Origin of the sequence: Polaromonas sp. (assembly GCF_012927485.1) — a bacterium.
GTDB lineage: Bacteria > Pseudomonadota > Gammaproteobacteria > Burkholderiales > Burkholderiaceae_C > Polaromonas.
On record NZ_JABBPC010000028.1, the window covers coordinates 73,226 to 94,470 of the forward strand.

22 protein-coding genes and 1 tRNA gene are annotated in these 21,245 nt (G+C 57.2%); 12 read left to right on the forward strand and 11 right to left on the reverse strand.

Annotation, left to right across the window (positions count from 1 at the left end):
- Positions 1-128: 128 nt before the first annotated feature.
- The 3 genes from HHJ16_RS10680 to HHJ16_RS10690 all read left to right on the forward strand — a co-directional run bounded on the left by HHJ16_RS10680 (position 129) and on the right by HHJ16_RS10690 (position 1,769).
- Positions 129-770: a hypothetical protein gene (locus HHJ16_RS10680; RefSeq protein WP_293642748.1), complete on the forward strand. Its 642-nt coding sequence runs from the start codon at positions 129-131 to the stop codon at positions 768-770.
- Positions 771-1,047: 277 nt separating this feature from the next.
- Positions 1,048-1,263 carry a hypothetical protein gene (locus HHJ16_RS10685; RefSeq protein ID WP_293642749.1) on the forward strand — a complete coding sequence of 72 codons (216 nt, stop codon included), beginning with the start codon at positions 1,048-1,050 and terminating at the stop codon, positions 1,261-1,263.
- 71 nt (positions 1,264-1,334) lie between these two features.
- Positions 1,335-1,769 carry a cupin domain-containing protein gene (locus HHJ16_RS10690; protein WP_293642750.1) on the forward strand — a complete coding sequence of 145 codons (435 nt, stop codon included), beginning with the start codon at positions 1,335-1,337 and terminating at the stop codon, positions 1,767-1,769.
- 388 nt (positions 1,770-2,157) lie between these two features.
- Here HHJ16_RS10690 and HHJ16_RS10695 read toward each other — a convergent pair.
- Positions 2,158-2,242 (reverse strand) — tRNA-Leu (locus HHJ16_RS10695).
- 39 nt (positions 2,243-2,281) lie between these two features.
- Between HHJ16_RS10695 and cysM the strand changes: the two genes are divergently transcribed.
- Together cysM and HHJ16_RS10705 are read left to right on the forward strand one after the other, a co-directional pair.
- Positions 2,282-3,184, forward strand: coding sequence for a cysteine synthase CysM (cysM, locus tag HHJ16_RS10700; RefSeq protein WP_293642752.1), 903 nt, complete (start codon positions 2,282-2,284; stop codon positions 3,182-3,184).
- 60 nt (positions 3,185-3,244) lie between these two features.
- Positions 3,245-3,472 carry a sulfurtransferase TusA family protein gene (locus tag HHJ16_RS10705; protein ID WP_293642753.1) on the forward strand — a complete coding sequence of 76 codons (228 nt, stop codon included), beginning with the start codon at positions 3,245-3,247 and terminating at the stop codon, positions 3,470-3,472.
- Positions 3,473-3,507: 35 nt separating this feature from the next.
- On the opposite strand, the gene galU is transcribed toward HHJ16_RS10705, so the two are convergent.
- The 4 genes from galU to HHJ16_RS10725 all read right to left on the reverse strand — a co-directional run bounded on the left by galU (position 3,508) and on the right by HHJ16_RS10725 (position 9,447).
- Positions 3,508-4,395, reverse strand: a complete 888-nt coding sequence (gene galU, locus HHJ16_RS10710; protein WP_293642754.1) for a UTP--glucose-1-phosphate uridylyltransferase GalU — start codon at positions 4,393-4,395, stop codon at positions 3,508-3,510.
- A 137-nt stretch (positions 4,396-4,532) separates the two neighbouring features.
- Complete coding sequence (locus HHJ16_RS10715) at positions 4,533-7,430, reverse strand: valine--tRNA ligase (protein ID WP_293642755.1); 2,898 nt, start codon at positions 7,428-7,430, stop codon at positions 4,533-4,535.
- Positions 7,431-7,491: 61 nt separating this feature from the next.
- Entirely contained in the window at positions 7,492-7,704 is a 213-nt protein-coding gene (locus HHJ16_RS10720) for a DUF2783 domain-containing protein (RefSeq protein ID WP_293642756.1), read from the reverse strand.
- An 18-nt stretch (positions 7,705-7,722) separates the two neighbouring features.
- Positions 7,723-9,447: an FAD-dependent monooxygenase gene (locus HHJ16_RS10725; RefSeq protein ID WP_293642757.1), complete on the reverse strand. Its 1,725-nt coding sequence runs from the start codon at positions 9,445-9,447 to the stop codon at positions 7,723-7,725.
- A 286-nt stretch (positions 9,448-9,733) separates the two neighbouring features.
- On the opposite strand from HHJ16_RS10725, the gene HHJ16_RS10730 reads away from it, so the two are divergent.
- The 6 genes from HHJ16_RS10730 to queF all read left to right on the forward strand — a co-directional run bounded on the left by HHJ16_RS10730 (position 9,734) and on the right by queF (position 14,849).
- Complete coding sequence (locus HHJ16_RS10730) at positions 9,734-10,156, forward strand: rubrerythrin family protein (protein WP_293642758.1); 423 nt, start codon at positions 9,734-9,736, stop codon at positions 10,154-10,156.
- A 91-nt stretch (positions 10,157-10,247) separates the two neighbouring features.
- Positions 10,248-11,597, forward strand: coding sequence for a heterodisulfide reductase-related iron-sulfur binding cluster (locus tag HHJ16_RS10735; protein WP_293642759.1), 1,350 nt, complete (start codon positions 10,248-10,250; stop codon positions 11,595-11,597).
- Between the two features lie 26 nt (positions 11,598-11,623).
- Positions 11,624-12,217, forward strand: coding sequence for a DUF3501 family protein (locus HHJ16_RS10740; protein WP_293642760.1), 594 nt, complete (start codon positions 11,624-11,626; stop codon positions 12,215-12,217).
- Between the two features lie 83 nt (positions 12,218-12,300).
- Positions 12,301-13,074 (forward strand): peroxide stress protein YaaA, encoded by a 774-nt coding sequence (gene yaaA / locus HHJ16_RS10745; RefSeq protein WP_293642762.1) that lies wholly within the window; start codon positions 12,301-12,303, stop codon positions 13,072-13,074.
- A complete protein-coding gene (locus HHJ16_RS10750) occupies positions 13,071-13,979 on the forward strand; it encodes an alpha/beta fold hydrolase (protein WP_293642763.1) in 909 nt (302 codons plus the stop codon). Before yaaA ends, HHJ16_RS10750 begins: the two co-directional genes overlap by 4 nt.
- A gap of 24 nt (positions 13,980-14,003) precedes the next feature.
- Positions 14,004-14,849, forward strand: a complete 846-nt coding sequence (gene queF / locus HHJ16_RS10755; protein WP_293642765.1) for an NADPH-dependent 7-cyano-7-deazaguanine reductase QueF — start codon at positions 14,004-14,006, stop codon at positions 14,847-14,849.
- 41 nt (positions 14,850-14,890) lie between these two features.
- On the opposite strand, the gene HHJ16_RS10760 is transcribed toward queF, so the two are convergent.
- From HHJ16_RS10760 to HHJ16_RS10780, 5 genes are all read right to left on the reverse strand, one after another.
- On the reverse strand, positions 14,891-16,300 hold the full coding sequence (locus HHJ16_RS10760) for a sugar porter family MFS transporter (RefSeq protein ID WP_293642767.1): 1,410 nt from the start codon (positions 16,298-16,300) through the stop codon (positions 14,891-14,893).
- Between the two features lie 156 nt (positions 16,301-16,456).
- On the reverse strand, positions 16,457-17,317 hold the full coding sequence (locus HHJ16_RS10765) for an enoyl-CoA hydratase-related protein (RefSeq protein WP_293642768.1): 861 nt from the start codon (positions 17,315-17,317) through the stop codon (positions 16,457-16,459).
- A gap of 226 nt (positions 17,318-17,543) precedes the next feature.
- Positions 17,544-18,203: a plastocyanin gene (locus HHJ16_RS10770; RefSeq protein WP_293642769.1), complete on the reverse strand. Its 660-nt coding sequence runs from the start codon at positions 18,201-18,203 to the stop codon at positions 17,544-17,546.
- Positions 18,204-18,256: 53 nt separating this feature from the next.
- The gene (locus tag HHJ16_RS10775) at positions 18,257-18,700 is read right to left on the reverse strand and encodes a group 1 truncated hemoglobin (protein WP_293642770.1); all 444 of its coding nucleotides are present in this window, start codon (positions 18,698-18,700) and stop codon (positions 18,257-18,259) included.
- A 57-nt stretch (positions 18,701-18,757) separates the two neighbouring features.
- Positions 18,758-19,678, reverse strand: a complete 921-nt coding sequence (locus tag HHJ16_RS10780; protein WP_293642772.1) for a DUF3034 family protein — start codon at positions 19,676-19,678, stop codon at positions 18,758-18,760.
- A 290-nt stretch (positions 19,679-19,968) separates the two neighbouring features.
- On the opposite strand from HHJ16_RS10780, the gene HHJ16_RS10785 reads away from it, so the two are divergent.
- On the forward strand, positions 19,969-20,364 hold the full coding sequence (locus tag HHJ16_RS10785) for a c-type cytochrome (RefSeq protein ID WP_293642773.1): 396 nt from the start codon (positions 19,969-19,971) through the stop codon (positions 20,362-20,364).
- A 22-nt stretch (positions 20,365-20,386) separates the two neighbouring features.
- Here HHJ16_RS10785 and HHJ16_RS10790 read toward each other — a convergent pair.
- On the reverse strand, positions 20,387-21,245 hold an 859-nt coding region (locus HHJ16_RS10790), incomplete at its 5' end, for a DNA polymerase IV (protein ID WP_293642774.1).

Sequence of the window (21,245 nt, forward strand, 5' to 3'; positions counted from 1 at the left end):
GAACTTAGGTTGGTGTGAGTTCAGCAGGGGAGTTGTGTTCAATAGTGCGGCAGTACTTCACCGTCGCGCTATCGGGTTAAAAAGCAGCTCATAAAAATGTCAAGCGGATCTACTAGGGACTACTAACCATGACTCAAATTCAGATAATCACGCATGTAAATTCAAGCGTCACAGCTTCAATGTCTGAAAAGCTTAAGCGCGTCATACTTTGTCTAGGCATATTTTTTCTTGCCGCCTGCAACACCGCTCCGAAAGTCACAGAGTCCAAACTACTGTCTCAAGGGACGCATAAGGCACTGAATTTGCAGTATGTGTACCGTAACGTAGAAATGAAAGTGGTGTCGTCTCAGGCATACGGGAGAGGCGTAGGTTTGGTCGATACTGGTTTTTACGAGTTCGGTCCCAAATTGGTCCATCAAGCGGCATCATCTTTCTCAAAATTTGGTGTCGGAATTGCGGGCTCGGCCGTGATCATTTATGGGGAAGCCATTCCGAGCGGTTCGCTTGCGAGTTCTTTATTGATCGTGATCCCCATTAGTGGTCGAGTCAGCGCAAACATGCACTCTGGACAATCGAGCTACGTGTTCACCGCCGAACTATTTGATCGAGTGAGCAAGCGGATTGTTTGGACTTCAAAAATTGATACTTCAGCCTGGGTAGGCACCGATTTCGTGCTTAAGAATATTGAAAAGTCTGTCTACGATGATGCGTATGCGGGCAAGCTCAACGACGCGATCGCAATGCAGATGAAGAAAGATGGCGCCATTTGAATTTCTCTTGAATGTGAATTGACGGAGATGCCATTGCCAACGCGTAAGTGTTGAATTTCCTTGGTAAGTAAGAGTTGCTGACTTCAAAGTTAGACGGATAAGCCGAAATAGTGACGCCCAATCTCGGCAGTAAGAATGACTGTAAAAACTTGCCAACCCAGTTCAGATGAACTAGCTGCTTTTCGTAAATTGATTAACCTAGCTATGGTCTGAACAATGTCGCGCCGGTAGCACGCTTGGGGTTGAGTTTTTCTGGCTATCCATAAAGAACTAAATGATGGAACACTACGATGCTATTGTTGTCAGTACGGGTCAGGCTGGGCTTTCCCTGGCTGTTCAGCCCGCGAATTCAGGAAAGAAGCCCACCAGTCGATTTCGCAAAGGAGATTTTTCCTGTCTGGACTTGTACACCGACGAAGTCCTCGATGCATGGTATGGGCTGTTCAAGACGGGGGACGGGAAATATTTCCAGCAACTCATGAAAGCAGTTTGAAGTTGGAGACGTTAGGTACCTCAAATGCGCACATCGCCAGTATCATCAAGCCGTCAGAAAAGGAGAATGCCATGAGTGCGAAGACAAAGATCGAAGTTGGACAGCTGGTCATCAACTATCTGGTGGACGGCTCTGCGAGCGGAAGTATGGGTATATTTGAGCTCAGCGTGCCTCCAGGATCGAACGTGCCGCCTCCGCACAGTCACTCCTTGAACGAGGAATGGGTATATGTTCTGGAAGGCAAGCTCCGCTATTGCGTTGGGGAAGATACCCGGGACCTTGTTTCGGGGGAATCGATGCTATCGCCCAAGGGAACTGGTCATAGATTTAGTAACCCGTTTGATGCCGCCACTCTAGCCCTTATTGTGCAGTCGCCTGATATCGGGCCTCAATACTTCAAGGACATTGGCGCAGTAGTCAACGCAGGCGGGCCACCTGACAAGGCGGCGATGGTAGCGGTCATGTCAAGGTATGGGCTTGTCTTAGCAGCCCCAAGCGGCACCTGACCCTCTTCGCGCAGCGGAGCTGACGAAGCTCTTCACTAGACGACTGTCTTGCCAATAGTCGCGAAGCGCAAATCAATTGGCCCCGAGTATGTCCAACATGCCATTCAACACGCAGCCTACAGAGCGGATATTTTCATGTTGGGCATGATGATTCGTATTGCCAAGACTCTATCTGACTGTGCCCTGGAATGGAGGGCGACCGACAGCCAGGCGCGGCTGATTATGCTCGGGGTGCTGGGCGCAGCGTGGGGCGCCGTGGTGAACTACTTCTTTGAAAGTTCAGCGGACTCTGGGTGCAAGACTGGTCTGCGCGCTCATTTGCTAACCATTTCGCACTTATGCGGCAACGCATACTGCAACTGATGCAAAAAACATAGCAAAAAAGCGATGGTGCCCGGGGCCGGAATCGAACCGGCACGCCTTTCGGCGGGGGATTTTGAGTCCCCTGCGTCTACCAATTTCACCACCCGGGCAATAGAAAACGAAGTGAGAATTATGGCACAGTGTGATGTATGAATTATCCAACCATTGAAGACGCCGTTGGCAAAACGCCGCTAGCCGCTTTGCAACGTATCGGGGCCACTGACAACGCAGTTCGCAACAACATTATTTTGGGCAAACTTGAAGGCAACAACCCAGCCGGTTCCGTGAAAGATCGTCCGGCGCTGTGGATGATTCGCCGTGCTGAAGAGCGCGGCGATATTAAGGTGGGCGACACGCTGATCGAGGCCACCTCCGGCAACACGGGAATTGCGCTGGCGATGGCTGCGGCTATCAAGGGTTACCACATGGTGCTGATCATGCCCGAGGACCTGAGCATTGAACGTGCCCAGACCATGAAGGCGTTCGGTGCCGAATTGATTCTGACGCCCAAAAGTGCGGGCATAGAGTATTCGCGTGATCTGGCGGATCAGATGCAGAAAGAAGGCAAAGGCCGCGTGCTCGACCAGTTCTCCAACCCGGACAATCCGAGCAGCCATTACGAGACCACTGGGCCCGAAATATGGACAGATACGGCCGGGAAGGTGACGCATTTTGTCAGCGCCATGGGGACCACCGGCACCATTACCGGCGTGTCGCGCTACCTGAAAAAGAAAAATCCGGCGATAAGAATCATTGGCGCCCAGCCCAGCGAAGGCTCACGCATTCCGGGCATTCGTAAATGGCCACAAGAATATATGCCCAAAATTTACGATCCGCGCCATGTTGACGAACTGGTGCTGGTGAGTCAAAGCGATGCCGAAGACATGTGTCGGCGTATGGCGCGCGAGGAAGGTATTTTTGCCGGTATTTCTGCTGCCGGGGCATGCTGGGTGGCGCAGGAAATTGCTAAAACGGTAAAAGATGCCGTGATCGTCTTCATCGTTTGTGACCGGGGCGATCGCTACCTCTCCACAGGCGTTTTTCCGGCCTGAGTTTTCTCCGCGCCAACGCGCTTGCTAGTGCCTAAAATAACAGCGAACCAAGGATTTCTCATGCATATCGACAAAGAACTAGACACCCGCGGCCTGAATTGCCCCCTGCCTATTTTGAAGGCCAAAAAAGCGCTCGCTGAAATGCTTAGCGGTCAACTTTTGCGGGTAGTGTCTACCGACTCCGGGTCGGCCCGCGATTTCCAGGCGTTTGCGAAGCAGACGGGCAATGAATTGGTGAACCAGGAAATTGCGGGTGCCGATTTCATTCATGTGTTGAAGCGGCGCTGAGCTGAATCGGGATAGCGGGCGTCAAGTTTCCGACGTCAGCCGAGCTTTAGCCCGTTCAGGTATTGCCGAAAGTGTTGCCCGACTTCAGGGTGTTGCAGCGCAAGCTCTACAGTCGCCTCCAGAAAACCTTCCTTGCTACCGCAGTCGTAGCGCTTGCCCTGGTATTGCAGGGCATACACAGTTTCCTCGCTCAACAAGCTCGAGATGCCGTCGGTGAGTTGAATTTCGCCTCCTACACCCGTGGCCTGCCGGCGAATATGACCAAAAATGGCGGGCGTCAGGATGTATCTCCCCGCCACACCCATGCGCGACGGTGCGGCCTCTGGCGCCGGTTTTTCCACGATCTTGTGCACCTTTATAAGCCCCGGGCTGATAACTTCGCCCGCCACGATGCCATAGCGGCGCGTTTGCTCCAGCGGCACCTCTTGCACGGCCAGTATTGATTGCTGAAGCCGCTCGAACTGCGCCGCCATCTGCGCCATGACTGATAGTCCGCCTGGCGGACCCACCATCAGGTCATCGGCCAACAAGACCGCAAAGGGCTCATTGCCAACCAGATGTTCGGCGCACAGCACGGCATGGCCCAGGCCCAGGGAGCGCGGCTGGCGGACATAAGAGAAGTTCATGTTGTCCGGCCGCACTGAGCGCACCAAGGCCAGCAGTTCATGCTTCTCGGCCATTTCCAGTTCGTTTTCCAATTCGTAAGCCGTATCGAAATGGTCTTCGATGGCCCGTTTGCTGCGGCCGGTCACGAAAATCATGTGGCGTATGCCTGCGGCATGAGCCTCTTCCACCGCGTACTGAATCAGCGGCTTGTCCACGATCGGCATCATCTCCTTCGGCTGCGCTTTGGTCGCGGGCAAAAAGCGGGTTCCCAATCCGGCGACCGGGAAAACTGCTTTGCTTAAAGTGAATTTTTGCATTGGATTCTGGATAATAAAAATTCTAGTATCTCGCCAGGGCCACAGCCTGCGGGTCAGACTGAAGCCCGAATCGGCGTGCGCCAACCCCGCCATAAGATGAAATTAAAAATGCCTTGAACAAAAAAATAGAAAAGTTCTTACTTCAGACGCGTCAGCTGATGCCTGATTTTCTCCAGCGTGGCCGTGAAGTCGGTCAGCCGCCTGCGCTCCTGCTCAAGAACGGCTGGAGGCACTTTCGCAACAAAAGCCGCGTTGCCGAGCTTGGCGTGGACCTTGATCAATTCGCCTTCAAGCCGCGTCGCTTCCTTGCCGAGTCGCGCCTTTTCGGCTTCCACATCGACCTCCATGTGCAGACAAACGCGTGCTTCACCCACCACGGCCACAGGCGCGGCCTGCGCAGCAGCGGCCCAGGCCGCCTCATCGTCGAACACCTTGACTTCACTGAGCTTGGCCAACGACCTGAGCAGGGGTGACACGGCGGTCATGAACGCGCTGTCCCCCACCACAAACAATGGAAGCCGGGTCGCGGGCGATACCTTCATTTCGCCGCGCAAGTTGCGGCAGGCATCGACCAGCGTCTTGAGTTTGGTGACATGCGCTTCAGCCTGTGGGTCAATCTTTTCGGGCTGGCTTTGCGGGTAGGCGGTCAGGCCGATGAAGGGGCCGGCTTTGCCGGCAACCGGCGCCACCTTTTGCCAGAGTTCTTCGGTGATAAAAGGAATCACAGGATGGGCAAGCCGCAGGATGCCTTCCAGCGTACGGATCAGCGTGCGCCGCGTGGCGCGCTTTTGTGCCTCGGTGCCCGACTGGATTTGCACCTTGGCGATTTCCAGATACCAGTCGCAGAATTCATCCCAAATAAATTGGTAAATACTGCTTGCGACGTTGTCCAGTCGGTAATCTGAAAAACCTTTGGCGACATCGGCTTCCACCCGCTGCATGGTCGATGAAATCCAGCGATCAGCTTGCGAAAACGACAAGTAGTTTTCAAATTCACCACCTGGCTTGCATTGGTCTTGTGTGTGCTCGTTGAGGCCGCAATCCTGCCCTTCGCAGTTCATCAGTACAAAGCGTGTGGCGTTCCATAACTTGTTGCAGAAGTTGCGGTAGCCCTCACAGCGCTTGCTGTCGAAGTTAATGCTGCGCCCCAGACTTGCGAGCGAGGCAAACGTGAAGCGCAGCGCATCGGCGCCATAGCCAGGAATACCGGCCGGGAATTCCTTCTCGGTGTTCTTGCGCACCTGCGGCGCCGTCTCGGGCTTGCGCAATCCCTGTGAGCGCTTGTCCAGCAATGGTGCCAGCTGAATGCCGTCAATCAGGTCCACGGGGTCCAGTACGTTGCCCTCGGACTTGCTCATTTTTTTGCCCTGTGAGTCTTTCACCAGGCCGTGGATATACACATGTTTGAAGGGCACCTGGCCAGTGAAATGGGTTGTCATCATGATCATCCGGGCGACCCAGAAAAAGATGATGTCGTAGCCGGTCACCAGCACACTGGAGGGTAAAAAGAGATCCAGTTCTTTGGTTTTTTCCGGCCAGCCTAACGATGAAAAAGGAACCAGCGCCGAGGAGTACCAGGTATCGAGAACGTCTTCATCGCGTGTCAGCCGCTTGCCGGGCGCCTGGGCTTGCGCCGCTGCTTCGTCCTTGGCTACATACACCTTGCCGTCTTCGTCGTACCAGGCGGGGATCTGGTGGCCCCACCAGAGCTGGCGCGAAATGCACCAGTCCTGAATGTTGCCCATCCACTGGTGATAGGTGTTGACCCATTGTTCGGGCACAAATTTGACCGCGCCGCTGTCCACTGCGTCGATGGCTTTTTGGGCGATGGACTTCCCTGTGGGGTCTTTGTCACTGACCTTGGTCATGGCAACGAACCACTGGTCGGTGAGCATGGGTTCAATCACCTGACCAGTGCGTGCGCAACGCGGCACCATCAGCTTGTGTTTTTTGACTTCAACCAGAAACCCCAAGGTTTCCAGATCAGCCACGACCTGTTTGCGGGCTACGAAGCGATCAAGGCCCCGGTATTTTTCCGGCGCGTTGTCGTTAATCACGGCATCCAGTGTCAGGATGCCGATGATGGGCAGCTTGTGCCGCTGGCCGACGGCATAGTCGTTCACGTCGTGCGCGGGCGTGACCTTGACCGCGCCGGTGCCGAAGGCCTTGTCCACGTAATCGTCGGCGATGATGGGAATATCGCGGTCGCACAAAGGCAGCAACACGCGCTGGCCGATCAGGTGTTTGTAGCGCTCGTCGTCAGGATGAACCATCACTGCCACGTCGCCCAGCATGGTTTCGGGGCGCGTGGTCGCCACGGTTAAAGCGCCCGAGCCATCGACCAGCGGGTAGCGGATATGCCAGAGGAAGCCGTCTTCTTCTTCGCTTTCCACTTCCAGATCGCTGACTGCGGATTTAAGCACCGGGTCCCAATTGACCAGTCGTTTGCCGCGGTAGATAAGGCCTTGTTCGTACAACTGTACAAAGGTCGAGGTGACGACCTTGGACATCTTCGGGTCCATGGTGAAGTATTCGTGCTTCCAGGAAACCGAGTCGCCCATGCGGCGCATCTGACGGGTGATGGTGGAGCCTGACTCCTCCTTCCACTCCCACACCTTGCTGACAAAGTTTTTGCGGCCGAGGTCGTGGCGGCTTTTGCCTTCGCCTTGCAGCTTGCGCTCCACCACAATTTGCGTCGCAATGCCCGCGTGGTCAGTGCCGGGGATCCACAACGTGTTGTCACCCTTCATGCGGTGATAGCGCGTCAGCGAGTCCATGATGGTCTGGTTGAACGCGTGGCCCATGTGCAGGGTGCCGGTCACGTTGGGCGGTGGCAGCTGGATGCAAAAAGAGGGCTTGGCGGCGTCCAGCGTAGGTTCATATTGGCCGCTTTGCTCCCACAACGGACCCCAATGGCTTTCGATCGCCGACGGCTCAAATGATTTGGCTAGGCTGTCCAGCCCCGGGGTCGGTGGCGATATTTTGGCAGCGTCGGCTGCAGAAGGGGCAGGTGGTGAGGTAGCGGCGTCAGTCATGGGGCAATGAAAAACGGCATCGCAGGGATGCCGCCTTGGGTTGGATGAAACTGTGCCGATTTTATTCGACTGGCCGGGCTGACTTAGGAGGGGCTGTAGGGCTTGCAGCCGCAATACACGCTTGCAGCACCGCCGTATCGCCTAACTGGTTGGCCATGATCAGGATCAGCCTTGCATTCAGTAACTCGGAGTCTTCGCGGCTTAGGCCGCTGTGGGCATTGAGCAGGCGTTCGTAAAACGCATCGGCATCCTGAAAATTGGGGTTGGTTTTCACGGCGAATCCTTTTGGGTGTTAGTGCATGCCGAGGGATTTTTCCACAGCGGCAATCAGGTCGCTGTCCACCGCCTCCCCGGTGGCGGCCAGGTAGCCGTCTGGTCGCACGATCGCCCAGGCATGGCCGAATACGTGGCAGGCGCCCTGCAGATGGCCCATGCCCCGGGTATTGACATCGCGCACATGCTCGCGCGCCTGCGGCAGGTCATCCGAGCCCAGCACCTGCACGCTGCGCACTGGCGCATGAGCGGCCAATTGCCGCAGGCGTTGGATGCCGGCGGCCGGCAGTTTGCCGAACACCAACACCAGCAGGTCGCCGGCAGCCCATCGCAGCAGATCGTTGACAGCCCCTTGCGAGCCATCGGCCCAATGAAAAGCCACGTTCTGCACGGACAGCCCGCCGGTGCTCTCACAAATGTGCGACCGCGTATAAGTGTTGGCTACCGCCATGCGGCCGGTGTTCACCAGCGACCGTGCGAACGGGTGCTGCTTGGCCAAACCGATGGCCGCGTTGCGGAAGCAGCGCTCCATGCCGTCAGCCGGTCGTAGAAAGCGTGCGGTGCGGTTGGTCACCGTCAGGTTTTGCTGCGCCGCTTCCAGGCGCTCGTCGTTATAGCTCTCAAGCAGTGTTGGGTGCGCGCGACCACGCAACACGGCGGCCAGCTTCCAGGCCAGGTTATCTGCATCGGCTACGCCCGTGTTTCCGCCACGCGCACCGAAGGGACACACCACCTTGGCCGTGTCCCCCATAAAAAATACGCGGCCGACGCGGAGCTGGTCCAGGCAGCGGCTGCGATAGGCATAGGGACCGACCCAGACGATCTCGACCTGCACGTCTTCACCAAACTGCCGCTGCAAACGCTCGCGCACCACGTCTTCCCGGCTCACATAGTCGGGGTCGGCGTTGGGGGCCATCTGGTAATCGATGCGCCACACGTCATCGGCCATCAGATGCTGCCAGACCGCGCGGTTTTCATTGAATGGCGCTTCGATCCAGGTGTGGCGCTCCACCGGCGGGTGCGTGGAAAAACGAACATCGGCTATGCACCACCGGTCATCGCCGTGGTCGGTCTGCATGGTGGCGCCCACCCACTGGTGAAAGGGGGTGTGAGCGCCGCTGGCGTCGATCACGTGATCCGCCTCCAGCTGGTAGCTGCCCGCGGGTGTCTCGACGGTGAGCGTGGCGAAGTCGGCGTTTTGCTCAAACGCTGTGACGCGCGACTTCCAGCGCAGGTCTGCATGCCCCAGCTCATAGATGCGCTCGACCAGGTAGCCCTCAATGTAGAACTGCTGGATGTTGATGAACGGCGGCTGGGTAGAGAGGTTGAAGTTGTTTTGCTGGCGCAGATCGAATGAATACACCTCGTCGTCGCCCGCAAAGGTGCGGCCCACGCTCCATTGAATGCCTTTTTTGGCAATGCGTTCGTAAATGCCGAGCTTGTGAAAGATCTCCAGCGACTTTTGCGTGTAGCAGATGCCCCGGGAAGCGGCACCTTTGACGCCTACGGTATTGTCTTCATCCAGCAGCACGGACGCCACGCCGAGATGCGCCAGCGAACAGGCCAGCGTCAGGCCGGTGATTCCGCCGCCCACGATGACGACCGCGTGGCGTACCACCTGACCCGTGCTCAACTCCGGGGGAGCCGCAAACGGATACGCCGGCAGTGCATAGTCCGAGCCTGGTGTGAACTCGTAGCCCGTGGTGAAGTTCGCCTCGGGGTGAGGGGGAGGTATTTTGAGCATTTTGTATGCGTCTCCTGACTTGTATGACTTACCTATTTGCCGTCAATTTGCTCTACGGTAACTCGAAACGGCTGTCAAGTGCTTAACTTCGAGGAAGGATTGACTGCGTTTCAATTGACTGGTTTTATGAATGAACCGCCCCGGATAGCTTTTGTAAATTCTGTACATTGATTTTGCCAATTTGACGCAGGGTGTCAACGCGGCTATGGTTTATCGGTCTTCGGTAGACTTACACCGAAGCTTTCAACGATTTCATTTAAATTCATCAACTCAGAAGGAGATTTCCATGGCTGCTCTTAAAGGCTCCAGGACGGAAGAGAACCTGAAAGCCGCATTTGCCGGCGAATCACAGGCCAACCGCCGCTATTTGTATTTCGCGAACAAGGCCGACGTCGAAGGCCAGCCGGATGTTGCTGCGCTGTTCCGCTCCACGGCGGAAGGCGAAACCGGGCACGCTCACGGTCACCTTGAGTGGCTTGAGCAGTGCGGCGATCCAGCAACCGGCATGCCTTTCGGCGCTACCCGCGAGAACCTCGCATCTGCCGTGGCAGGCGAGACGCACGAGTACACGGATATGTACCCCGGCATGGCCAAAACCGCTCGTGATGAAGGTCACGACGAAGTGGCCGACTGGTTCGAAACCCTGGCCAAGGCCGAACGGTCGCATGCGAACCGCTATGCCAAAGCGCTGGTCGAACTGGTTGACTAGGCACTAGTCATCACGCGCTGAGCGGTGCGTGTTGGGCGTTTCCAGGAGCGCCCAATTCAGACCCTTCCCGTTTCAAAAAAAGAGATACATCATGGCCACTGAAGGCAATCTGCAAGCCCCGACCCGTCATGCCATTGACTGGAAAAATCCCGATTACTACAACCAGGAAGCAACGCTCCATGAAATGGAGCGCATCTTCGATATTTGCCACGGCTGCCGTCGCTGCGTCAGTCTGTGCGGGGCTTTTCCCACCCTGTTCGATTTGATCGACGAAAGTAAAACCGGCGAGGTTGATGGCGTGGACAAGAAAGACTACATGAAGGTAGTCGACCAGTGCTTTATGTGTGACTTGTGCTACATGACCAAGTGCCCGTATGTCCCGCCGCACGAATTCAACCTGGATTTTCCGCACACCATGCTGCGGGCCAAGGCCATCAAGTTTAAAAAAGGCGACGTCGGCCTGGGCGAGCGGTTCTTGGCTTCCACCGATGTGCATGGGAAGTTTGCGGGCATCCCCATCGTGGTGCAGCTGGCCAACGCGGTGAACAAGGCCAAGCCGGCGCGCGCCGTGATGGAAAAAGTGCTGGGCGTTGACAGGAGCGCCTGGCTACCCGAGCTGGCCACCCAAAAGTTTCGTTCTGGCGCGCTGGAGTCGCCGCCGCACCCAATTAAAGACGGCGCCAAAACGCCTGGCAAAGTAGTCATTTATGCCACCTGCTACATCAACTACAACGAGCCCGGTATTGGCCACGATCTGCTGAAGGTGCTCGATCACAATGAAGTCCCTTATGTGCTGGTGGACAAGGAAAAGTGCTGCGGCATGCCCAAGCTGGAATTAGGCGATCTCGACGCCGTGAACTCCGCCAAGGAAGCCAATATTCCGGTGCTGGCCCGGTACGCCAGGGAAGGCTACGCCATACTCAGCGCGGTGCCGAGCTGCACGTTGATGTTCAAGCAGGAAATCCCCCTCATGTATCCCGATGACGCAGAGGTGCAACTGGTCAAGGCGCACATGTGGGACCCGTTTGAATACTTCATGGCGCGCAAGCGGGATGGCCTGCTGAAGACCGAATTTCCCACGCCGCTGGGAAAAATCAGCTACCAGATACCCTGCCATGGGCGCGTGCAGAACATCGGCAAGAAGACCGAAGAGATGCTGAAAATGGTACCGGGGACCAGTGTGCAAACGCATGAGCGGTGTTCAGGCCATGCCGGGACTTTTGGCGTCAAGGTGCCCTACCACGAGCAGGCCATGAAGATCGGCAAACCGTTGTTCAAAGCCATGGCCAATCACAAGGACGGCGGCTTGCCGGATGTCATCAGCAGCGACTGTCCGCTGGGCGGCCACCATATCGCCCAAGGCTTTGAAGTGAACAGCTTGGGCGCACCGCCCCAAAAACATCCGTTGACCTTAATACGCACCGCGTATGGTCTGAAATAAAGGCGGTAAGCCGTCAAGGAAACGATATGCAAATTACTGGAAAAAAAATTACCGCAAGCAGCTTGATGTCGCTGGAGGCGTACAGCAAATACCGCAAGGAAAACAAGGCCGCCATCATGGCGCATCGCAAGCTGCGCAGCGTCCGTTTGGGTGAGTACATCAATCTGCAGTTTGAAAGCGAAACCAGTATTCGTTACCAAATCCAGGAGATGTTGCGGATTGAAAAAGTTTTTGAAGAAGACGGGATTGAGCAGGAGATCGAGGCGTATGCGCCGCTGATGCCCGACGGCAGCAACTGGAAGGGCACCCTGATGCTGGAGTACCCCGACGTCAACGAGCGAAAACGTGAGCTGGCGCGCCTGATCGGCGTCGAAGACCACATGTTCGTGGAAGTGGAAGGCCACGCCCGGGTCTACGCGATTGCCGATGAAGACATGGACCGCGAGAACGACGAGAAAACCTCTGCGGTACATTTTGTACGCTTTGAACTGAGTCCCTCGATGTGCGCCGCTGTCAAGGCTGGCGCTAGCGTCAAACTAGGGTGCGACCACACCCACTACCCCGCGCACGTGACAATTCCCGCAGAAACACTGGCTTCGCTGGTCAGCGACCTGCGTTAAACAAGGCTGGAAGCATGCCGCGCCCACGGCATGCTGAGCTGTCGTAAAGTCAGATCTTTGTCTGATCTCGAAAACTCAAAGCCATGCTGTTTCTACTCTCGCCAGCCAAAGCGCTGGACTACGACACGCCGCCGCACACTGCGACGCACACCAAACCGCTCTTCACGCGCCAGTCCGCGCAGCTGATTGACGTGCTTAAAACCAAGTCGCCGCAGCAAATCAGTACGCTGATGAAGCTGTCGGATGCGCTGTCCGGCTTGAACGCCGCACGTTACGAGGCCTGGTCGGCCAAATTCACCTCCAAAAATTCCAAGCAGGCCGTGCTGGCCTTCAACGGCGACGTGTACGGGGGGCTGGATGCCAAAACCCTCAGCGAGTCGCAACTCGGCTGGGCACAAGAGCATGTGTGCATTCTGAGCGGGCTGTATGGTGTGCTTCGTCCGCTGGACTGGATGCAGCCTTACCGCCTGGAGATGGGGACATCGCTAGCCACTGACCACGGTAAAAATCTGTACCAGTTCTGGGGCTCGCAAATTGCCGACTACCTCGACGAGCGCGCTGCGCTGGACGCCTCGCCCGTTATCGTCAATCTGGCCAGTGAAGAGTATTTCAAGGCGGTGGACCGCAAGGCGCTCAAGGCGCGTGTGGTGACCTGCGTTTTTGAAGAGTACACGGGCGATAAGTACAAAATTATCGGGTTTCTGGCCAAACGGGCGCGCGGCCTGATGGTGCGCTACGCGGTTGAAAAGAAGGTTGGAAGCGTTAAGAAACTGGAGGGTTTCAACGTGGAAGGTTACCGCTTTGACGCTGCCGCGTCAGAGTCCGATCGGTTGGTTTTTCGGCGCAAGAAGTTATGAAAATAAAAGCAAACGGTATTGATATCGAGGTGGAAGACAGCGGACCAAGGCTGAATGAACAGGGCAAGGCTGGGCCTGCGGTGCTGCTGATCATGGGGCTGGGCATGCAGCTGATTGCCTGGCCTCCCGTCATGGTGCAGGCGCTGGTTGCAGCGGGTTTTCGCGTGGTGCGTTTTGACAATCGCGATGCCGGGTTAAGCCAGCACTTTGATCGTCTGGGCGCGCCCAAGCTGCTTTGGGCCGGCCTGAAATACCGTTTCGGCTGGCGTATCACACCGCCTTACAGCCTCCGGGATATGGCGGCTGATGCGCTCGGGGTACTGGATGCGCTGCAGATTGATAGAGCGCATATTGTGGGCTTGAGCATGGGCGGCATGATCGCGCAACGGCTGGCCTTGATGGCGCCAGCACGGGTCCTGAGCCTGGTCAGCATCATGAGTTCCAGCGGTGCGCGCGGTCTTCCTGCCGCCAAACCAGAAGTCACGCGTCTCATGTTTAGCCGTCCGGCAGGCCGGGGGCTGCCGGCGGCGGTGGATCATTCAGTTAAATTGTTCAAGGCGATTGGCAGCCCCGGCTTTCCAATGGACGACGCGGATCTGCGCCAGCGTGTCAGCGCTGCTGCCGAACGGAGCCTTTACCCGCAAGGCATTCTGCGCCAGATGATCGCCATCATGGCCGACAGCACACGCGCCGAAGCGCTGGCAGGCATTGCCGTGCCGACGCTGGTGGTGCACGGCAAGGCGGATCCGCTGGTGCCGTTTGCGTGCGGCGAAGATACGGCACGGCGCATCCCGGGTGCTCGGCTGGTCGGAATTGAAGGTATGGGCCACGATCTGCCCCCGGGCGCAGTGGACCGTTTGCTGCCGTTGTTGATTCCGCACTTCGACGCGGTCAGGCTGGAATGAAATGGAACTGAAAGCGAATTTGAAATGAACACTCCGGAACATTCCGAACTGGGCAAAGTTTCGGCGTATGTGGATCAATACGATGCCTCGCTGCTGTTTCCGATCTCGCGCGTGGGCAAGCGCCTGGAGCTCGGCGTGACCGGCACACCGCCATTTTTCGGTGCGGATTTATGGACCGCGTTTGAGCTCAGTTGGCTCAACCTTCGCGGCAAGCCGCAGGTGGCGCTGGCGCACTTCACGGTACCCAGCGAAACCCCTAACATCGTAGAGAGCAAGTCCTTCAAGCTCTATCTGAACAGCTTCAACAACACGCGCATTGCGGACGTGGCCGAGGTGCAGGCGCGCCTTCGGGCCGACATCAGCGAAGCCGCATGGCGCGGGGCACCTCAAGCCTCGCAGGTCGGCGTGAAACTGCTGCTGCCCGAGATGTTTGACCGTGAGCCCGTGCATGAGCTCGATGGATTAAACCTGGACCGGCTGGACCTGGAATGCACTCGTTACACGCCGGCACCCGACTTGCTGACCGCGGCGTTTGGCGAGCCCCCCGTGAGCGAGGTATTCACCAGCAACCTGCTGAAAAGCAATTGTCTGGTGACTGGGCAGCCGGACTGGGGCAGCGTGCAGATCAGCTACAGCGGCCCGCAGATCGAGCAGGCCGGCTTGCTGCAATACCTGGTGAGCTTTCGCAATCACCACGAGTTTCACGAACAATGCGTAGAGCGCATTTTTATGGACCTGTGGACGCGTTGCAAGCCAGCCAGGCTGTCCGTGTATGCGCGCTATACCCGCCGTGGCGGGCTGGACATCAGCCCGTTTCGCACCAGCTACCCGCAAGGCTTGCCCGCCAATATCCGCACGGCGCGTCAATAACAGGCTGCAACTACCTCGGCAGTCATCGGGAGGCGTGTCGTCTATTGACCGATTTCGCGCAGCGGTTTACCCGCCATCAGATTGCTTTCGATCTGCTCCAGCGTCACCCCTTTCGTTTCCGGAATCAGCCAGAACGTGAGTCCGATAAAAACGACGTTGAGTGCGGCGTAGAGCCAGAACGTGTTGGCGTTGCCGATGCCGTTGAGCAAGCTGAGGAAGGTAGCGCCGACGATCATGTTGCCGACCCAGTTGGTGAAGGTCGATGCACCGATGCCGAAGTCGCGGCCTTTGAGCGGCTGCACTTCTGAGCACAGGGTCCAGACCAGCGGACCGGCGGACATCGCGAAACCGGCGATGAAAATCAGCAGCATGCCGACTGTGAAGTACTGTTCGCCCTGGGTCTTGATGCCCAGGTGCATCATGGTGCCAACGATGCCCAGGCCAATCGCCATCACCACGAAGCCGAAGTAGAGAATCGGCTTGCGGCCGAGGCGATCGACCAGGCCGATGGCGATAAAGGTGGCCAGCACATTGGTCAGGCCAACGATGGCGGTAAACCAAAGCTGTGCCTGCGTGTCATAACCCATGCTCTGGAAAATCTTGGGCGCGTAGTACAACACCACGTTCATGCCGGTGAACTGCTGCATCAGCTGCAGCAGCACGCCCAAGCCCACCGAACGGCGAAAATTCTTGTTTTGCTGAAATAGCTGCCAGCCCAGCTGCGGCTGCTTGAGTTGCGCCTCGATATCCGCAATCTCCTTCGCGACGATGGCTTCGTCACCCCGCAGGCGCTGCAGGATTTTTTTCGCCTCGTCCTTGTGACCCTGCATCATCAGCCAGCGCGGGCTGTCCGGCAGGAACAGCACGCCAAATAAGAACAGCACGCCGGGGATGGCGATGATGCCCAGCATCCAGCGCCAGCTGCCGCTGTAGCTGAAGGCGGTATCCGAAAGAAACGCCAGCAGAATGCCGATAGTGATCATCAGCTGATAGAGCGAGATCATCGAGCCGCGGATGCTTTGCGGCGCAACCTCCGCCAGATACAGCGGCGCGGTGAAGGTTGCGATGCCGATGGCCAGCCCGAGCACGATGCGCCCCATGATCAGCGTTTCGGGCGACCATGCGAAGCCGCACAGCAGTGAGCCGATGACGAAAAGGATCGCACCGATGATGAGCGACTTTTTTCGGCCCAGCGCAGACGACATCCGGGCCGCGCCGAGTGCGCCGATCGCGGCGCCAAGCATCATCGCGCTGACGATCCACTCGATGGTGCGGTCGTCGATGTTGAAGTCTTTCTGGATAAACTGCGTGGCGCCGGAGATGACGCCGATGTCCAGACCGAACATCAGTCCCGCGAGCGCCGCCAGAACGCAGGTAAAGATCACCGTCGTGCGCGCGATGGCCTGGGGTGATGCCTGGGACGAGGCCTGGGCTAGTACTGAACTGTTCATGGGGTGATTCCTGCTGACAGAAAGCGAAGTGGAACGTACGGCGGCGAGTCGTTGAGGCGATTATCGGGCGTCATCCGTCACGGAACGGCAGATCGGCAAAGTGCGGCGTGCGCAACCCCGTGAAAGGCGTTCGCTGCTTGTGTTTCTCTGTAGGATTCAGAGATCAAACTCATTAAAGTTCTTGAGCGGCGCAAGCGCTGGAAAATGAGCGCTGCGCTTTTCCTTGAAGGCGGTCACTGCTTCGCCTACATGCCGGTTGCTCCATATTGCGCCTTGCAGCCAGCCCATTTGTTTCAGCGCCTCGTCCACCGAATGGTCACGCGCGTAGTGAATGGCCTGCTTGGTGCCCCAGATAGCCACTGGCGATTTTGCGGCAATCTCTTTGGCGCATTGCAACGCACCGGCGAGCATTGCTTCAGGCGAGTCGAACACCTCATTCACCAGGCCGTAAGCCAGTGCCTTGGCTGCGCTGAGCCTGCGACCGGTGTAAGCCAGCTCTTTAACCACGGCCAGCGGCATCAGCTTGGGCAGCCGCTGCAAGGTGCCTACGTCGGCCACCATGCCGATGTTGATTTCCTGAATGCAGAAAAAGGCGTCGGTCGTGGCATAGCGCAGGCAGCAGGCAGTCACCAGATCGACTGCGCCGCCAATGCAGCCGCCCTGAATCGCAGCGATCACCGGGATCCGCAAGGTTTCCAACTTGGTGAAGGTGCCCTGCATGTTGCTCAACAGGTCGAAAATCGCCGCTCGGCCTTCGGGGTTCTGATCGTCCATGGCAATGTCGGCGCCAAAGGTGTCGAGCGCCATGCCTGCGCTGAAATGCTTGCCAGTGCTGGAGATCAGCAGCACTCTGGCCTCGGCTGTTTTGTTGAGGTGCGTCAACGTGTCATCCAGTTCCCGCCAGAAGGTCGGGTCCATGCTGTTCATCGTCTGGGGGCGATTGAGCACCAGGTGCGCGATATAGTCGCTGGTGGTGAGGCTGAAGTACGTCAGGGAAGGGCTGGCGAGTGGATTCATGGATGAACTGTAAATCAGCCCGGCTCGCAGTGCCAGTCGCCCCTGAGACGCAGTGCGCCACGCGCACCGGCCCGTCAATTTACATAAAGCTGCGGCGTGAAAACGTTCAGCAGGCACAGCGGATACAGGTCCAAGAGGCCTCCCATGCAACGGTGGGCAGACCGCCGATCCAGACCATGCGTCAAAACGCCAGCCGCTCCAGCGGGCGTAATAGCGGTGGATTGTTTTAGATCCGCCGGCGCCGTGGAACGACCGAGAGCTGAATCACGTTTTTGGCCGCAGTCGCGCCAATCGTGGCCTGCTGGGGCGAAACATCCACAATCTGATCGGCCTGCCAGACTTTGACCTGCGCGGCACCGTCCGGAAGATCTTCGAAGTTTGCCAAGCCTTCAGCGTTTGTTTTTACGGCCCATGGCGACTCGCTGGCGTAAACATATCCGCGCATGGAACCATGGATAAAGCAGCCTAGCAGGGTGGCACCCAGCACTCCGGATTTATCCAATGTCACGTCACTGAATTTGGCTGGCTTGCCTTCGGATTTGCCTTCCAGCCGTAACTCAAAGCCTATGTTCGTCGCGTTGAACTGGCCCATACCGGCAGGTGAAGAGCGTACATGGTGATCCCACGGGTCGTTATTAACAAAGCGGACCTTAGCGCCCACCGGCACCAAGGTGACGGCGGGAATGAACTGCATCTTTTCCTGGGTAATGGTGGCCTGCATCGGCAGGGGGTTCTTAGGCAATACCGCTTTGTTGAAGGGAATGACGACGACCACCGCATCCTGCACCGGCTTTCCCTCTTTATCCAATACGGAGACCACCAGGTTTCCGGCGGTTGCCAAGGCACAAACGGCTGATAGGGCTGCAAAAAGCAATTGTTTTTTCATGGCTTATTTCGATTCGATGGTGAAGTCGGGCAGGCGCATCCTCTCCATGCAACTTACTTGGGCGTGATGATGTCGCGGTTCATCGGTGCCAGCAAAGCCAGCATTTGATTTTGCTTTGTGAACGGAATGTCTTTGGCGTCCATGCTTTGCTGCAGCACTTCCACCAGTGCATGGAAGTCGGACTTTTTGATGTCGAGGTTAGCGTGCGAGCTTTTCATGTCAGCGCCTTTGTACTCGCAAGGACCGCCGCCCAGTGCGCACAATTGGTCAACAAGCTGCTCCTTGATGCGCTGATGGTTGGCGGGCTGGAAGTGAGGGCCCGTGCGGGGGTCGGCCAGCAACCGAATCATAAAGTCGTCCATCAATGAAACAAGCCCGGCTTTCTCGCCGAAGGCCTTGTACAGCTGGTCGTCTTTGGGTGCCATTTGTGCAAATGAGACACCGGCCATCAGCAAGGAAGACGCGACGAGTGCAATAGAGATGAGAGATTTCTTCATGTTAATTCCTTCGAAATGATGTTGATAGGCAGGTCAATATTGAAAGTTGAAGGCGGCTTAAAAAGCCACCTGCGCCGATAAGTAGTAGCCGGTTTGTTTGCGATTGGCCGTGGTGGCCGGTACGATCACGCCCAGATCTACATACGCCAGCGTCAGCGAGAAGTTTTTGCTCGGTGCCCAGGCGATAAAGAGGTCTTTCCAATCTTCCGAACGCAACCCGTTACCCAGGCCCGCTGCTTTGCCGGCGGTTTCCAGCTTGTTGCGCATCATCCGGTACTCGGCACCGACAGCTACGTTTTTGCTAATCAGATAGGCCGCAGAAAATTCGGGTTGCAGGCTGTATTTGTTTTCATCCCCGCCCAGCGTGGCGCCATAACCTAGCAAGCCGTTCTGGTTGGCTTTAGTGGCGCGCAATGTGCCGTTGAGTAGGAGGCTTTGGCCGAGGAAAAGCTTGGTAGCGCTGACATAGAAATCAGTGCCATTGCGTTTGGCACCCAACGCGTCGAGCGTGCCGTCCAGACCGGTCGATCCCAATGTTTTATATTGCACGCCCACCGCCACTTGCGGCATCAGGGTGTCGCTGTCGAGCACGGCATCGCCGAGAACGCGTACCTTGGCACCCAAGATAGTTTGCTTCAGGTGCAGGCCTGGCAAACCGAGGGCCGTGCCGGTACCGCGGGTGTTCAAGTCCTGCTGCGCAATGGAGAGCTCATAGCGGTCGTGGATTCCAATTGCGGCGCCATAGATGTTCAACCCATAGTCTTTCGTGCCGACGTTGGTGAAATAAGCGGTACCGCCGATTTCGCCGTCCGTGGCGTTGCTACCAATGACCGCCCAGGGGGTAAGCCCTCCGCCGGCAGCGCCTTCAATCGTGCTGACACCGCCGGTCAAAAGTAATTTTCCCGTATCGGCTTGTGCGCCCGCGCAGAACACAGCGGCAGAGGCCGCAATCAGAGTGGTCGCAAACTTTTTATTCATGGAAATCCTGCTTGGTTGGTGGTGAGGCTGAAACGTATGTAATTAGATGTGTACTAACCATACGGATCAGAAACGCAGTCGGATTCAATTAATCTGCGTGTTTGCTGGTTCAGCCGGCATTTTTTTTCGGCGGAAGAATGAATCCGCTCTGAAACATCTGACGTATTGCACAACAGGAGCTTACAAATTAAATGCAAGTAGTACGTGAGAAAACTTTTGTGCCAGCAAGGTGTGAGCCCGGTCTATTTGTTTTAACTAGCCAGATAAAGGGGGAGAGGAGGGAGGGAAGCGTGGTTGGGGCGGTCCTGCTGGGCTTGTCTCTACTCCTCGGCGGGACCCTGGCAGCGGCCCAAACAGCGCCGCCCCGGGAATGGCACACCCCGTCTGCGGGCAACGTGGCACGCGGAATGGCCCTGTATCAGGACCGTTGCACAGCATGCCACGCAGTCGACAGTAACAAGATCGGTCCAGCGCATCGCGGCGTCATGGGCCGGCGCGTTGGAAGCTTGGCGGGCTATACCTATTCGGTGGAGCTGGCTCGGTCGCGTCTGCGCTGGACGCCCCAGACCCTCAATACGTGGCTGGAAGATCCTGAGGAACTGGTACCAGGGCAACGCATGGGCTTTCAGGTGGAAGAGGCACAGGAGCGGGCCGACCTGATTGCTTACCTTGCCACGCTCAAGTAGCCGGCTCGCCCGGATGAGACGTCTAGAAGAGTTGATCGGATGCTATTGATTCTGTAGCATTTGACGCAGGCGATGATTGAGCAAGGGATCTGCTTTTTCCATTTCCCGGCTCTTCGCCTGCCTTGATTAGCGTGGCAGCGCGAACCCCCAGCAAACGCAGTCGCTTGTCCAGCGGCACTCGTTTCAAGCACTGGCCGGCCACTTGCCGGATGGTTCTGGCATCGGCGGTGAAGTGCTCAAGTGTCTGATCGCGCGTCACGCTCTTGAAGTCGTCATAGCGCAACTTGATGCCAATTGTTCGCCCCACGTAGCCCTTGCGCTGCAGGTCGGCCGCCACCTGCTCGCACAACCGCGTAAAAATTGCACTCAGCTCCGCCTTGTTGTGCACCGCATGCAGGTCGCGGTCAAAAGTGGTTTCTCGACTCATGCTGACGGGCTCGCTCTCGGTGACCACGGGCCGCTCATCGCGGCCCCAGGCCGCTTCATGCATCCAGGCGCCGGTGGCTTTGCCAAAGTGGGTGATCAGCCATCCTCGGTCCTGCGCGGCCAGTTCGCCGATGGTGTTGACTTGCAGGCTGGCCAGTCTTTCGCCGGCTTTGGGGCCAATTCCGTTGATCTTGCGGCAGTGAAGCGGCCAGATTTTGGCTTGCAGGTCTGCTTCGTAAATGATGGAGATTCCATTCGGCTTGTTGAACTCGCTCGACATCTTGGCAAGCAGCTTGTTGGGAGCCACGCCGACTGAGCAGGTCAGCCCCGTCTTGTTGAAGATGCTTTTCTGAATCAGGCGGGCCAGTACCCGGCCGCCCTCACGCTGGCCTCCGGGTACCTCGGTGAAGTCGACGTACACCTCGTCCACGCCGCGATCCTGCATCAGTGGCGCA

What these genes read in the sequence shown, in the direction of transcription:
- HHJ16_RS10685 (WP_293642749.1), top strand. Translation starts at nt 1,048, where the DNA reads ATGGAACACTACGATGCTATTGTTGTCAGTACGGGTCAGGCTGGGCTT.
- HHJ16_RS10770 (WP_293642769.1), bottom strand. Translation starts at nt 18,203, where the DNA reads ATGAAAAAACAATTGCTTTTTGCAGCCCTATCAGCCGTTTGTGCCTTG.
- HHJ16_RS10730 (WP_293642758.1), top strand. Translation starts at nt 9,734, where the DNA reads ATGGCTGCTCTTAAAGGCTCCAGGACGGAAGAGAACCTGAAAGCCGCA.
- galU (WP_293642754.1), bottom strand. Translation starts at nt 4,395, where the DNA reads ATGCAAAAATTCACTTTAAGCAAAGCAGTTTTCCCGGTCGCCGGATTG.
- HHJ16_RS10735 (WP_293642759.1), top strand. Translation starts at nt 10,248, where the DNA reads ATGGCCACTGAAGGCAATCTGCAAGCCCCGACCCGTCATGCCATTGAC.
- HHJ16_RS10705 (WP_293642753.1), top strand. Translation starts at nt 3,245, where the DNA reads ATGCATATCGACAAAGAACTAGACACCCGCGGCCTGAATTGCCCCCTG.
- cysM (WP_293642752.1), top strand. Translation starts at nt 2,282, where the DNA reads ATGAATTATCCAACCATTGAAGACGCCGTTGGCAAAACGCCGCTAGCC.
- HHJ16_RS10690 (WP_293642750.1), top strand. Translation starts at nt 1,335, where the DNA reads ATGAGTGCGAAGACAAAGATCGAAGTTGGACAGCTGGTCATCAACTAT.
- yaaA (WP_293642762.1), top strand. Translation starts at nt 12,301, where the DNA reads ATGCTGTTTCTACTCTCGCCAGCCAAAGCGCTGGACTACGACACGCCG.
- HHJ16_RS10765 (WP_293642768.1), bottom strand. Translation starts at nt 17,317, where the DNA reads ATGAATCCACTCGCCAGCCCTTCCCTGACGTACTTCAGCCTCACCACC.
- HHJ16_RS10725 (WP_293642757.1), bottom strand. Translation starts at nt 9,447, where the DNA reads ATGCTCAAAATACCTCCCCCTCACCCCGAGGCGAACTTCACCACGGGC.
- HHJ16_RS10715 (WP_293642755.1), bottom strand. Translation starts at nt 7,430, where the DNA reads ATGACTGACGCCGCTACCTCACCACCTGCCCCTTCTGCAGCCGACGCT.
- HHJ16_RS10680 (WP_293642748.1), top strand. Translation starts at nt 129, where the DNA reads ATGACTCAAATTCAGATAATCACGCATGTAAATTCAAGCGTCACAGCT.
- HHJ16_RS10760 (WP_293642767.1), bottom strand. Translation starts at nt 16,300, where the DNA reads ATGAACAGTTCAGTACTAGCCCAGGCCTCGTCCCAGGCATCACCCCAG.
- HHJ16_RS10740 (WP_293642760.1), top strand. Translation starts at nt 11,624, where the DNA reads ATGCAAATTACTGGAAAAAAAATTACCGCAAGCAGCTTGATGTCGCTG.
- HHJ16_RS10775 (WP_293642770.1), bottom strand. Translation starts at nt 18,700, where the DNA reads ATGAAGAAATCTCTCATCTCTATTGCACTCGTCGCGTCTTCCTTGCTG.
- queF (WP_293642765.1), top strand. Translation starts at nt 14,004, where the DNA reads ATGAACACTCCGGAACATTCCGAACTGGGCAAAGTTTCGGCGTATGTG.
- HHJ16_RS10780 (WP_293642772.1), bottom strand. Translation starts at nt 19,678, where the DNA reads ATGAATAAAAAGTTTGCGACCACTCTGATTGCGGCCTCTGCCGCTGTG.
- HHJ16_RS10750 (WP_293642763.1), top strand. Translation starts at nt 13,071, where the DNA reads ATGAAAATAAAAGCAAACGGTATTGATATCGAGGTGGAAGACAGCGGA.